Here is a 12,656-nt window from a genome sequence, read left to right as displayed (position 1 = left end):
CGACCGGCCACCCCGCCCTCATGCCCCGATCCGCGACCGGTCTCTCCGAGCTGGCGCGGCTCGGGTTCTCCGACCTCGGTGCCGGGCGTGACCGGCTCGACCGCCTCGTCGCCGAGGTGCCCCAGGTGCGCGACCTCGTCCCGTGGTTCGCCACGGTGGCCGACCCGGACGCGGCCCTGGCGCACCTCGAGCGATCGGTCGAGCGGGATCGTGCCGGCGTGGTCGAGTTGCTCGACGGCGAGGCCGGCCCGCGCCTCCTGAGGGTCCTCGGTGCCTCCGAGGGCCTCGCCGAGTTCGTCGCGCGTCGCCCGGCCGAGGCGGGCGTCCTGCTCGAACCGCTGGACGAACCACCGTCGGCCGCGACGTACCGTGACGACGTCCGTCGGGCGGCGACCGGGCTGACCGGCGACGAGGCGCGCGTCGCGCTCCGGGTCCGGTACCGGCGCCACCTGCTGCAGCTGGCGTCGTTCGACCTCGAGGCCGACGACCCCGTCGAGGTCCTGCCCCGCGTGGCCGCCGCCCTCGCCGACCTCGCGGGCGCCGCCCTCGACGCCGCCGTCGACGTGGCCCGACGCGAGGTCCCGTTCCCCGCCGCCGACGTCGAGCGCACCCGGCTCGCCGTCATCGGCATGGGCAAGGCCGGGGCCCGCGAGCTGAACTACCTCAGCGACGTCGACGTGGTCTACGTCGCCGAGGGCGTCGACGGGCTCGAGAACGGTCGGGCCGTCGAGATCGGCAGCCGTCTGGCGATGCACGCGGCTCGGGCGATCTCGGACCTCGCCGTCGAACCCGACCTCTGGGAGGTCGACGCGAACCTGCGGCCGGAGGGCAAGGACGGCGCCCTCGTCCGCACGCTCGAGTCGCACGTCGCGTACTACGAGCGCTGGGCCAAGGGGTGGGAGTTCCAGGCCCTGTTGAAGGCGCGGCCCCTCGCGGGCGACGTCGACCTCGGCGAGCGCTACGTCGCGGCCGTCGCGCCGTTCGTCTGGTCGGCCGCCTCACGCGAGAACTTCGTCGAGTCGGTCCAGGCCATGCGCGAACGGGTCACGGCCCTGATCCCGGCGGGCGAGGTCGACCAGCAGCTCAAACTCGGTCCCGGCGGACTGCGCGACATCGAGTTCACCATCCAGCTGCTGCAGCTCGTCCACGGGCAGGCCGACGACCGCGTGCACCAGCGCTCGACGCTCGACGCGTTGGGCGCCCTGGCCGCGCGGGGCTACGTCGGACGAGCCGAGGCCGCGGAGTTCGACCGCGACTACCGCGTGCTCCGCCTGCTGGAGCACCGCATCCAGCTGACGCGACTGCGGCGCACGCACCTCATGCCGACGGACGAGAACGCCCTCCGGGTCCTCGCCCGCGGCACCGGTCTCGCGCCGGGTGCCGCCCAACTCGTCGACCTGTGGCAAGGGGTGAAGCGTCGGGTCCGCACGCTGCACGTGCGGCTGTTCTACCGCCCGCTCCTGTCGGCCGTCGCGGCGCGACCCGAAGAAGACCTGGCGCTCAGCTCCGACCAGGCGTCGGCGCGGCTCGCGGCCATCGGATTCGCCGACCCGAAGGGCGCGCTCGGTCACATCGCCGCCCTGACGGCCGGCGTCTCCCGCCGGGCGAGCATCCAGCGCCACCTGCTGCCGGCCATGCTGCAGTGGTTCGCCGACGGCACCGACCCCGACCTCGGTCTGCTCGCGTTCCGGCGCCTGAGCGACGGCCTCGGCGAGTCGTACTGGTTCCTCCGCATGCTGCGGGACTCGTCGGGAGCCGCCCACCGACTGACGACCGTCCTGTCGTCGTCGACCTTCGCCGCCGACCTGCTGGAGCGCATCCCCGAGGCCGCGGCGTGGCTCGAGAACGACGCGGAGCTCAAGGCCCGATCCCTCTCGAGCCTCCTCGACGAGACGGCCGCCACCCTGGCGCGGCACCGGTCGCCCGACGCGGCGGCGACGGTCCTGCGGCAGGCGCGGCGCCGCGAGATCCTGCGGCTCGCCGTGGGCGGCATCCTGGGCATCCTCGACATCGACACCCTGGCCCGGGGCCTGACCGCGGTGACGACGGCCTCGGTGACCGGGGCGTTGGCCCTCGCCCGCCGGGACGCCGGCGACCTCGAGTTCGCCGTGATCGCCATGGGCCGGTACGGGGGAGAAGAACTCGGGTTCGGTTCCGACGCCGACGTGCTCTACGTCTACCGCGCTCCCGAGGGCGACGAGACGGCCCATCGGCGTGCCCTCACGGTGGCCGCCGAGATGAGCCGACTCACGTCCGACGCCCTCGTGCCGCTCGACCTCGACACGGGCCTGCGCCCCGAGGGGAAGAACGGGCCGGTGGTCCGATCGCTGTCCTCGTACCGGGCCTACTACGCTCGCTGGTCGCTCACCTGGGAGGCCCAGTCGTTGTTGCGCGCCCGGCCGGTGGCCGGTGACGAGACGCTCCTCGACGACTTCATGGCCGTCGCCGACGCGGTGCGGTACCCCGCCGATCTGACCGAGCAGCAGGTCCGCGAGGTCAAGCGCATCAAGGCCAGGGTCGAGTCCGAGCGTCTGCCCAAGGGCGCCGAGCCCTCGCGTCACCTCAAGCTCGGTCGGGGCTCGCTGAGCGACGTCGAGTGGTTCGTCCAACTGCTCCAGTTGCAGCACGGGGTGGACGTGCCCGGCCTCCGGACCCCGTCGACGCTCGACGCCCTCGCCGCGGCGGTGGACGCCGGCCTGGTGGCCGACGAGGACGCCCGGCGGCTGCACGACGCCTGGATCATGGCCTCCCGGGCGCGCTCGGCGGTCACCCTCTGGACCTCCCGGACGCAGGACGTCCTGCCACGGGACCGTCGTCAGCTCGAAGGCGTGGCGCGCCTGATGGAGTACCCGCCGGGCTCCGCCACGACCCTCGAAGAGGACTACCTCGCGGCCACCCGTCGGTCACGCGCCGTCTTCGAGCGCGAGTTCTACGGCATCGACGAGGCACCCGAGCCGATCGGCTGACCCGGCCGGGACGTGCGACACGCCCGGGTTGCGCCGGAGGCGGTCGATCCGCTCGGGTCGACGTCGGGCCATTTCGCTGTACCCCGTTTGGCAGTGATGTACCCCTGTGTACGTGTCCATCGCATTTCGGGCAGATGACCCACGGGTGGGGGGTGGTCGTCGACGGCGGCGTCGAGGCCCATCGCTGCCCATTGGGCAACGCCCATGCCGGGCGCTGATTCCGGGCTCGTGACCAGGACTTTCATCCGGCATCTGATCGTGACTCCCCGTCCCACCTGCGAACCGATCGAACGGTTCCGTTCGGACGTCGAGCCCTCACCGACGTGTCAGCACTTCTGTCGACAGCACCTTGCCCGACCCGACGTACCCCGACCGGCTCGTCGTGCCACCCGCGGTCGGGGGGTGGTTGTGAGCCGCCCGTGAGTGACTGAGAATTCCCTCAACCCGATAGACCAATTCCCCAGCGTTGCGGAAGCCGATCCCTTCTCACACCTCAGGTGGCCATCGTGTTGACCTTCATCCTGCAGATCCGATCCATGGCGGGCGGATACCCCGAGATCTACCTGTTCGCCGCCTACAGCGCCCTCATCTGGGTGCTCTGGATCATCAAGGTCCTGCTCTCCCGCCGCTACCGCCCCTTCACGGGCGAGTTCCGCGGCACGACCAGCGTCGTCGTCCCCGTCGTGGACGAACCGCTCGACCTCTTCCGGGACGTCATCGGCCGCATGGTCGAACAGGGTCCCGGCGAGATCATCGTCGTCATCAACGGCAAGCCCAACCCCGAGCTCGCCGCCGTCTGCGAGGAGTTCGGGCCGCTCGTCCGGTGGGTGCACACGCCGATCCCGGGCAAGCGCAACGCCGTCATGATCGGCACCGAGCTCAGCCGGGGAGACATCACCGTCCTGGTCGACTCCGACACGGTCTGGACGCCGGGCACCCTCTCCGAGCTGCTCCGCCCGTTCGCCCAGGAGAACGTCGGGGGAGTCACCACCCGCCAGCGCATCCTCGAGCCCGAGCGCAGCTGGATCACGCGGTGGGCCGACTGGCTCGAGAACTCCCGCGCCCTCTACTCGATGCCGGCGCAGAGCGTGCTGGGGCAGATCGGCTGCCTGCCGGGCCGCACCATCGCCTTCCGACGCGAGATCCTCGTCCGGGTCATGGACAAGTTCATGACGGAGAAGTTCATGGGCGTGTTCCTCGAGGTCAGTGACGACCGCACCCTCACGAACCTCACGCTCAAGGAGGGCTACCGCACCGTCTACCAGCACACCAGCCTCGTCTACACGGACGCCCCGCTCCAGGTCAAGAAGCTCTACAAGCAGCAGCTGCGCTGGGCTCGCGGAAGCCAGTACAACACCCTCCGCATGATGCCGTGGATGGTCGGGCACGCCCCGCTCCTCGCGTTCTTCTTCGCCATGGACATCGTGCTGCCCTTCATGCTCATGGGCGTCATCGGCGGCTGGATCTACCGGGGGATCACCGGCCAGGGCGTGAACCTGTACCGCGGCATCCTCGAGGAGTACGGCGTGCAGACCGGCCTCATCAGCATCGTCGTCCTCATGGTGGTCTCGTCGGTGCTCAGCATGTCGATCCGTCAGATGCGACACCTGGCCGAGAAGCCCTCGGACTTCTTCCGCCTCCCGGTGTTCATCATCGTGTCGACGTTCTTCCTCATGCCCATCCGGGTCATCGGGTTCTTCCGCATGGGTCACGCCAGCGGTTGGGGCACCCGGGCCGGGGCCTACGCAGGAGGCGCGGCGAACGACGAGATGCAGGGTGCGCTCGACGAGGTGGCCGAGGAGGCCCCCATCGACGCCCTCGAACGGCAGTTCCGCGACGGCGTCGACCCCGGGGTCGACACGCTCTTCGACTTCGGCTCGGCGGCCGACGAGACGGACGAACAGGGGGCGGTCCTCGTCCGGAGCCGCAAGGCGGCCCTGGCCGCCGAGGCCGACGGCGCGACCGCGCCGGCACCGGTGGCCGCCGTGGCCACCGCCACCGCGCCTCCTCGTCGTCGCCTCAACCCCAAAGCCGGATTCCCGTACCTGATCGGCGCCGCCATCATCGCCCTGGAGGTCTTCTTCATTGTCTGACTCGACGCAGGACTTCGTCACCCCCGTCCACATGCATTCCGGCGCCTGGTGGGCCACCTCGATCGGCAACGCCCGGCGCACGGCGCTCGGCGCCACCGCCGTGGTGGTGTTGCTCGCGATGATCTCGTGGCTCATCTGGGTCTCGCCGTCCGACAACATCGTCCGCAGTGCCGTCACCGAGGTCACGGGCGTCGACCCGTCCATCAACGTCTCGTCGCTCAAGGCGGACCGGTCCGCTTTGCTCGACCAGCTGGTCTCCGCGAAGAAGCAGCTCGCCGAGAGCAAGGCCGCCCTGGCCGACGTGCAGCAGCAGGCCTGGACGTCCGAGGGACAGCTGACCGCGGCGCAGGCGAAGCTCGCCTCCGCCGAGTCGGCACTGGCCCAGGCACAGTCCGCCGCGGACTCGGGGGGCGCCGGTACCGGGTCGGGCGCCGCAGGCACCGCCGGCGGGCGGGGGACCGGCGCGTCGACCGGCTCCGGGTCGGGTGGCACGGGGTCGAACGGATCGACCGGAGGCGGTGCCACGGGCCCCGTCACGGTCGAGACGCCGTCCCTCGCCTCGATCATCGACCCCGACTCGCGGTACTTCGGGCTCTTCACGGACCAGGCACCGTTCAACTGGGCGACCTACGACGCGCAGGAGGCGGCGGTCGGTTCCGAGGCCAACATGGTCGGCTACTTCCAGGGCTTCGACCAGGAGTTCCGTGCCGACGCCGTCCGCTCTTCCTGGTCGCGGGGCAAGCTGCCCGTCCTGACGTGGGAGTCGCAGCCGATCAAGGCCGGCAACAACGAGCCCGAACAGCCCGACTACAGCCTGACGAAGATCATCGACGGCAGCTTCGACTCGTACCTGACCACCTACGCCGACGACATCGTGGCCAACGGCATGCCGCTGGCCCTGCGGTTCGACCACGAGATGAACGGCACCTGGTACCCCTGGAGCACCGACTACGGCAACAGCAAGGGCGCCGTCAACGGCAACGGACCCGGGGACTACGTGAAGGCCTGGCAGCACGTCCACGACCTGTTCGAGCGGCAGGGTGCGAACGACCTGGTCGCCTGGATCTGGGCGCCCACGCGAGTCGACCGTCTGGCCACGGGCAAGACGGGCGGGAGCAACCACACCACGGAGGCCTTCCTGGCGACCCTCTACCCGGGCCCCGAGTACGTCGACATCGTGGGCATGTCGGGCTACTACCGCCCGCCGTACGACGACAAGTCCCAGCCGACCTTCGACAGCACCTTCGGGGCCACCCTGAAGCAAGTCCGGGCGATCGCACCGGGCAAGAACATCCTGCTCGCCGAGATCGGCGCCAGCGAGACGGGTGGCTCGTCGGACCCGATGGCCACGAGCGAGAAGGCGCAGTGGTTCAACTCGCTGTTCGCCGCGCTGGCCGATCCGGCGAACGCGGACATCATCGGCTTCTCGTACTTCGACCTCGTCGCCACCACGGTCGTGGACGGGGTGCGGTCGACCAACGACTGGCGCCTCACGTCCCGGTCCGACAGCCTCGCCGCCTTCACCGCGGGGATCACCCGACGCGACGTCGGTTACGACCTGCAGCCGTCGCCGTGACGGCACCCACCACCTTCCCCTTCTCCCGCCTCTTCCCCATCCCCAGGAGCGCATCATGAAGAAAGACGCCACCACCCCCGAGTCCGCCGTCGCCGCGACGGGGGCCGACGCCACCTCGGTGAAGCCCCGCATCAGCGTCATCGGCACCGGCTACCTCGGCGCCACGCACGCGGCGGCCATGGCCGAGATGGGCTTCGACGTCATCGGGGTCGACACCGACCCCGCCAAGGTCGCCGCCCTGGCCGAGGGGCGCGTGCCGTTCTTCGAGCCCGGGCTGCCCGAACTCATCCTCGAGCACGTGGGTTCCGGTCGACTCTCCTTCACCACCGACCTCGCCGAGGCCGTGGCCCTGTCGGACGTGCACTTCATCTGCGTCGGCACGCCGCAGCGCCGGGGGAGTCACGCCGCGAACCTCTCGTACGTCGAGGAGGCGACCCGCAACGTCGCCGCCGCCCTCAGCCACGACGGCCTCATCGTCGGCAAGTCGACCGTCCCGGTCGGTACGGCGGCACACCTGCGCGAGATCGTGGCGGGCGTCGTCCCCGCCGGTGTCTCGGCCGACCTCGTCTGGAACCCCGAGTTCCTCCGCGAGGGCCATGCCGTCGAGGACACTCTGCGTCCCGACCGCATCGTCTTCGGCGGTACCGACGTCCGCACCGAGGCCCTGATGCGTCAGGTCTACGCCCTGCCGATCGCGACGGGCACGCCCGTCATCTCGTGCGACCTGCCGACCGCCGAGCTGGTCAAGGTCAGCGCCAACGCGTTCCTCGCGACGAAGATCTCGTTCATCAACGCCATCAGCGAGTTGTGCGAGGCGGCCGGTGCCAACGTCTCGACCCTCGCCGACGCGCTGGGCTTCGACGACCGCATCGGACGCAAGTTCCTGAACGCGGGGCTCGGCTTCGGCGGCGGGTGCCTGCCGAAGGACATCCGTGCCCTGATGTTCCGGGCCAACGAACTGTCCGCCCACCGCGTCGTCGGGCTCATGCAACAGGTCGACGAGATCAACATGGCCCAGCGCCAGCGGGTCATCGACCAGGCGATCGACGCCTGCGGCGGCTCGGTCCTCAACCGGCGCATCGCGGTGCTCGGGGCGGCCTTCAAGCCGCACACCGACGACGTGCGCGACTCGCCGGCCCTCAACGTCGCGGCGGCCCTGCACCTCCGGGGCGCCCAGGTGCTCGTCGTCGACCCCGAGGCCACGCAGACGGCCCAGCGGAGCTTCCCGACGCTGTCGTTCGCCGACTCGGCCGCCGAGGCCGTGACGGACGCCGATGCGGTGCTGCTCCTCACCGAGTGGCCCGAGTTCGTCGGGGCGGACGCGGCCGGGCTCGCCGAGCTCGCCGCCAACCCCGTGGTGATCGACGCGCGCAACGTGCTCGACGCCGAGGTCTGGTCGGCCGCCGGCTGGGAGGTCCGTCCGCTGGGCGGCCGTCGCACGCCGGCCCAGCGTCGCGTGCTGACGCCGACCGCCGTACCCGCCTGACCGGATCGTCGGGCACGGGCTGACGGGCCGCCTCCCTCGGGAGGCGGCCCGTCCTGCGTGCGCCCCCGCGCCTCCTGGTCCGGGGTGACCCCGAGGAGGCGCGGGTCGTCGCCCCGAGGACCGCTGCGGCAGCGACGCGAGAGGCCCGCACCCCCTGGGGGATGCGGGCCTCTCGTGGTGCGACGGCGTCAGACGCCGAAGTACAGCTCGAACTCGAAGGGGTGAGGACGCTGCGCCATGGGCAGGATCTCCTTCTCGCGCTTGTAGGCGATCCAGGTCTCGATGAGGTCTTCGGTGAACACGTTGCCCTTGGTCAGGAACTCGTGGTCGGCCTCGAGCGCGTCGAGCGCACCCTCGAGCGACGCGGGCACCTGCGGGATGTTCTTCGCCTCCTCGGGCGGCAGCTCGTAGAGGTCCTTGTCGACCGGCTCGTGCGGCTCGATGCGGTTCTGGATGCCGTCGAGGCCGGCCATCAGTTGCGCGGCGAACGCCAGGTACGGGTTCGAGGCGGCGTCGGGGACGCGGAACTCGATGCGCTTGGCTTTCGGGTTCGTGCCGGTGATCGGGATGCGGATGGCCGCCGAACGGTTGCCGGCCGAGTACACCAGGTTCACGGGAGCCTCGAAGCCCGGGATCAGACGGTGGTACGAGTTGATCGAGGGGTTCGTGAAGGCGAGGACGGCGGGAGCGTGCTTGAGCAGGCCACCGATGTACCAGCGGGCGAGGTCGGACAGGCCGCCGTAGCCGTTCTCGTCGTAGAACAGCGGCTTGCCGTCGTTCCAGAGCGACTGGTGGGTGTGCATGCCCGAGCCGTTGTCGCCGAAGAGGGGCTTCGGCATGAAGGTCGCGACCTTGCCCCACTGCTCGGCGGTGTTCTTGACGATGTACTTGAACTTGAGGATGTCGTCCGCGGCGTGGACCATCGTGTCGAACTTGTAGTTGATCTCCTGCTGGCCGCCGGTGCCCACCTCGTGGTGCGCACGCTCGAGCTCGAGACCGGAGTCGATCAGCTTGAGGCTGATGTCGTCGCGCAGGTCGGCCGTCTTGTCGACGGGGCTGACGGGGAAGTAGCCGCCCTTGTACGCCGTCTTGTTGGCGAGGTTCCCGCCCTCTTCGACGCGGCCGGTGTTCCAGGCGCCCTCTTCGGAGTCGACGCTGTAGAAGCTGGCGTTCTGCTTCACCTCGTAGCGGACGTCGTCGAAGATGTAGAACTCCGCCTCGGGGGCGAAGAAGGCGGTGTCGGCGATGCCGGTCGACGCGAGGTACTTCTCGGCCTTCTTGGCGACCTGGCGCGGGTCGCGGCTGTACAGCTCGCCGTTGCGCGGGTTGAAGATGTCGAACACGAGGACGAGCGTGCGCTCGGCGCGGAACGGGTCGACGTACCCGGTCGTGACGTCGGGGATGAGCTGCATGTCCGACTCGTGGATCGAGGCGAAGCCCCGGATGGAGGACCCGTCGAAGAGCTGTCCGACGGAGAAGAACTCCTCGTCGACCGTGGAGGCGGGGATGTTGAAGTGCTGTTGGACACCGGGAAGATCGGTGAAGCGGATGTCAAGGAACTTGACGTCGGTGTCCTTGATGAACTTCAGCACCTCGGAAGAATCAGTGAACATCTAGATGTCTCTCCAATGGGCTTGGAACGGATCGGATGCGGGACGCAGCCTCCGTCGAGGCTACGGAGGGGCCGTTTCGCTGCGGTGTCCCTGATGTTTCGGGCATGTTACGGCTCGGCCCCTCGGTAGGCTCGATGCATGCCCGATCGCACCGCGCCTCCTTCCCGTCCCGCCTCCGTGGGCGGCCCCGACGACGGGGCGCAACGCTGGCCGGGCGAGCGTCTCGGGCTGCCCGAGAAGGGGCCCCGCTCCGTGGCCCGACTCGGACGGCGCGTGGCGGGGCTCGCCGTCGACTGGGCGATCGCCTACGCCGTCGCCGCACTCTTCTTCGGCGGTGAGGGCCTGGCCATCACCGGGGTCTTCCTGCTGATGCAGATCCTGTTCCTGGTGCTCTTCGGCGGCACCCTCGGGCACCTCGCCCTGGGCATGCGCCTCGTGCCGATGGCGGGCGGTCGCATCGGCGTCGGCCGACCGGTCCTGCGGTCGGTGCTGCTCGTGCTCGTCATCCCGGCCGTCGTCTGGGACCTCGACCAGCGCGGGCTGCACGATCGCGTCGCCGGGACGCTGCTCGTCCGCGTCTGAGGCACCCGTCCCGCACGCACGACGGCGCCCCTCCTGGTCGGAGGGGCGCCGTCGTCACGTCACGTCGAGGCGGGGGTCGCCGGGTCAGCGCGGACGGCCCGACCGCACCTTGAAGGGGTCGACACCCTTGGGGATGGGCAGGCCGTTCTGGCCGAGGGACTGGAGGCGGTTGCTGACGGCCAGCACCTCGTTGCGGTTGATGGACGACTTGAGCTTGTTCATGCGTCCGGCGAGCTTGTGGAGGGGCACGGAGTCCGCATCGGGGCCGACGTTCAGCACGTGGACCGGCACGTTCGGCAGGATGCGCGTGACCTTGCGACGCTCTTCGTCGACGAGTCGGCGGGTCTGGCCGGCGCCGCCCTCGGCGATGAGCACCACGCCCGGCCGGCCGACCGCGCGGTACACCGCGGCCTGACTGCGCCCCTGGACGGCGACGGGCATCTCGGCGGCGCGCCACGCACGACGCAGGCCGCTCTTCATGACGGCACCGACGGCACCCGGCTGCCCCTCGATCTGCGAGTAGGCCGCGCGCTCGGCCTTACGACCCAAGACGATCAGCAGCAGCAGGAACCCGAGCATGACGCCGACGACGATGTAGAGCACCAGCGCGAGCACGTTGCCACCCGTGAGCAGCAGCGCCGCGGCCACGCCGAGCAGCACGGGCACGAAGAACGCCAGCAGCATCATCGGCAGCGCCGTCTTGTCGACGCGGCGGGTCATCTGGAAGACCTGCCACATCTGCTTGAAACGGCCGGGTTCCTTCGGCGGTTTCGGGGACGTGTTCTCGGGAGACGTGCGTCGAGCCATGTGCACCAGGATACGGGGTCGGCGGTCCCGACGAATCCTCCCCAGGGACTCCGGTCCGTCGCCGGTCGACAGGGCTCGCCGGCGGGAGGGCGCCGACGACCACCGGACGACACCATCGCCTCATGACGAACGAGTCGATCGGCCCCTACCGCGTGCTCTCCCGGCGCCTCGACGGCGGGGTGGAGCGCATCCTCGCCGAGGCACCCGACGGCTCACGCGTCGTGCTCAGGAGGCGCGGGTCGCGTCCGACCGGGCGCTCTCCCGTCGCCGAGGCGGTCGCCTTCTCCCAGGCGGACCACGCCCACGTCGCCACCCTCGTCGACGTGGTGACGGACCCGTCCGGCGAGGTCGTGCTCGTCTTCGCGGACGTCGGCGGCGACCCACTCGCCTCGTGGCTGGCCGCCCGCGGTCGACCCGAGACCGGGGAGGTCATCACCCTCGTCGTCCCCGTGCTCGGTGCAGTCCAGCACTTGGCCCGTCGGGGCACTGCCGTCCGTGCGCTGGACGTCGACGACGTCGAGATCGACGCCCGCGGGGCACCCGTCCTGGTCGGCGTCCGTCCTGTGGACGCGGGGCCGGATGCGGGGCCGGACGCCGAGCGCACGTCGCTGCCCGTGGCGGCCGAGTTCGCCCGGGCCCTGGTCGAGCGGGCGGTGCGACCGGCCTCGCGATCCTCGGCGCCGGTCCTGGATTCGACGAGCTTCGAGTCCTTGGTCGAATCGGTCTTCGACCTCGGCGAAGCGGTCCCGCTCTCGAGTGTCGACGCCGTGGTCGAGGGCGACGAGGTCCCCCGGGGCGATCGCGTCGAGTCGGTCGCCGAGGACGCACCCGTCATGCCGGGCTGGCTCGCCCTCTTGCCCGAGTCGGAGGCGATCGACCGGGTGATCGCGGGCGTGGCAGACCTCCGCCCACGGCGGCTGGTCGACGCCCTGCGAGTCGTCCGTCGGCGATACCGACTGCTCGCGGCCGCAGGCGTCGTCGTCGCCGGGGTGGCTCTCGTCCTCGGAGCGGCCGCCTCGGTACGGGATGACGGTCCACGTCATGACGGACCGGCCGACGGTGTGGGTCCGGTCGCGCCCGGGTCCGAGTCGTCGGCGCCGGTGAGCCCGTCCGGCGACTCCGCGGACACCCGCACGCCTGCACCCGCTCGGACGGGCGGGGCGGTGACGCCCGGTCAGGTCGAAGCCCTGGTGGGGGGTGACGATGCCGGTGCAGCCGCCGAGGTGCTCCTGCAGGCACGGCTGACGTGCCTGCGCGACGTCACGCCGAGTTGTCTCGACGCCGTCGATCAACCCGGTTCGCCGATCGCCCTCCGGGACGCCGACGTGCTCGACGACCCCTCCCTCGCCGATGCGGCGATGGTCCCTCTCGAGCTCACGGGACAAGCGTCACGAACCGGGGGGACGGCGTTGCTCGAGGCGACGGGCCCGCACGGCGAACCGGCCTCGGTCCTCGTGATGAGGACCGAGGCCGGTTGGCGGCTTCGCGACGTGATCGTCGATCGGTGAGGCCGGTCGGGCCTCACGCGAGGGG

At 70.7% G+C, this 12,656-nt stretch carries 8 protein-coding genes; 6 read left to right on the top strand and 2 right to left on the bottom strand.

Annotated elements, in window-relative coordinates; translation table 11 throughout:
• Positions 1 to 20 precede the first annotated feature (20 nt).
• From ACVJ1F_RS01545 to ACVJ1F_RS01530, 4 genes are all read left to right on the top strand, one after another.
• Positions 21 to 2,966, top strand: coding sequence for a bifunctional [glutamine synthetase] adenylyltransferase/[glutamine synthetase]-adenylyl-L-tyrosine phosphorylase (locus tag ACVJ1F_RS01545; RefSeq protein WP_456884286.1), 2,946 nt, complete (start codon positions 21 to 23; stop codon positions 2,964 to 2,966).
• Positions 2,967 to 3,502: 536 nt separating this feature from the next.
• A complete protein-coding gene (locus ACVJ1F_RS01540; protein WP_456884539.1) occupies positions 3,503 to 5,059 on the top strand; it encodes a glycosyltransferase family 2 protein in 1,557 nt (518 codons plus the stop codon).
• Positions 5,052 to 6,635, top strand: coding sequence for a glycoside hydrolase family 26 protein (locus ACVJ1F_RS01535; protein WP_456884284.1), 1,584 nt, complete (start codon positions 5,052 to 5,054; stop codon positions 6,633 to 6,635). The genes ACVJ1F_RS01540 and ACVJ1F_RS01535 overlap by 8 nt, the downstream gene beginning before the upstream one ends.
• 55 nt (positions 6,636 to 6,690) lie before the next feature.
• A complete protein-coding gene (locus ACVJ1F_RS01530) occupies positions 6,691 to 8,121 on the top strand; it encodes a UDP-glucose dehydrogenase family protein (protein ID WP_173150906.1) in 1,431 nt (476 codons plus the stop codon).
• Positions 8,122 to 8,309: 188 nt separating this feature from the next.
• Here ACVJ1F_RS01530 and glnA read toward each other — a convergent pair whose 3' ends face one another.
• The gene (gene glnA / locus ACVJ1F_RS01525; protein ID WP_043592663.1) at positions 8,310 to 9,734 is read right to left on the bottom strand and encodes a type I glutamate--ammonia ligase; all 1,425 of its coding nucleotides are present in this window, start codon (positions 9,732 to 9,734) and stop codon (positions 8,310 to 8,312) included.
• A 138-nt stretch (positions 9,735 to 9,872) separates the two neighbouring features.
• Here glnA and ACVJ1F_RS01520 point away from each other — a divergent pair, with 138 nt between their 5' ends.
• Positions 9,873 to 10,316 (top strand): RDD family protein, encoded by a 444-nt coding sequence (locus tag ACVJ1F_RS01520; protein ID WP_123570140.1) that lies wholly within the window; start codon positions 9,873 to 9,875, stop codon positions 10,314 to 10,316.
• Between the two features lie 84 nt (positions 10,317 to 10,400).
• Here the strand turns inward: ACVJ1F_RS01520 and ACVJ1F_RS01515 are convergent, their stop codons facing one another.
• Positions 10,401 to 11,123: a DUF4191 domain-containing protein gene (locus ACVJ1F_RS01515; RefSeq protein WP_056045492.1), complete on the bottom strand. Its 723-nt coding sequence runs from the start codon at positions 11,121 to 11,123 to the stop codon at positions 10,401 to 10,403.
• A gap of 122 nt (positions 11,124 to 11,245) precedes the next feature.
• Between ACVJ1F_RS01515 and ACVJ1F_RS01510 the strand changes: the two genes are divergently transcribed.
• Positions 11,246 to 12,631, top strand: a complete 1,386-nt coding sequence (locus ACVJ1F_RS01510; protein WP_456884283.1) for a hypothetical protein — start codon at positions 11,246 to 11,248, stop codon at positions 12,629 to 12,631.
• Positions 12,632 to 12,656: the final 25 nt, after the last annotated feature.

The sequence above is a fragment of the Frigoribacterium sp. 2355 genome, from assembly GCF_054060695.1.
This window is presented reverse-complemented; position numbering and strand designations above follow the sequence as displayed.

Coding starts and splice junctions, on each gene's coding strand:
- ACVJ1F_RS01545 (WP_456884286.1), top strand. CDS start 21: ATGCCCCGATCCGCGACCGGTCTCTCCGAGCTGGCGCGGCTCGGGTTC.
- ACVJ1F_RS01540 (WP_456884539.1), top strand. CDS start 3,503: ATGGCGGGCGGATACCCCGAGATCTACCTGTTCGCCGCCTACAGCGCC.
- ACVJ1F_RS01530 (WP_173150906.1), top strand. CDS start 6,691: ATGAAGAAAGACGCCACCACCCCCGAGTCCGCCGTCGCCGCGACGGGG.
- glnA (WP_043592663.1), bottom strand. CDS start 9,734: ATGTTCACTGATTCTTCCGAGGTGCTGAAGTTCATCAAGGACACCGAC.
- ACVJ1F_RS01520 (WP_123570140.1), top strand. CDS start 9,873: ATGCCCGATCGCACCGCGCCTCCTTCCCGTCCCGCCTCCGTGGGCGGC.
- ACVJ1F_RS01515 (WP_056045492.1), bottom strand. CDS start 11,123: ATGGCTCGACGCACGTCTCCCGAGAACACGTCCCCGAAACCGCCGAAG.
- ACVJ1F_RS01510 (WP_456884283.1), top strand. CDS start 11,246: ATGACGAACGAGTCGATCGGCCCCTACCGCGTGCTCTCCCGGCGCCTC.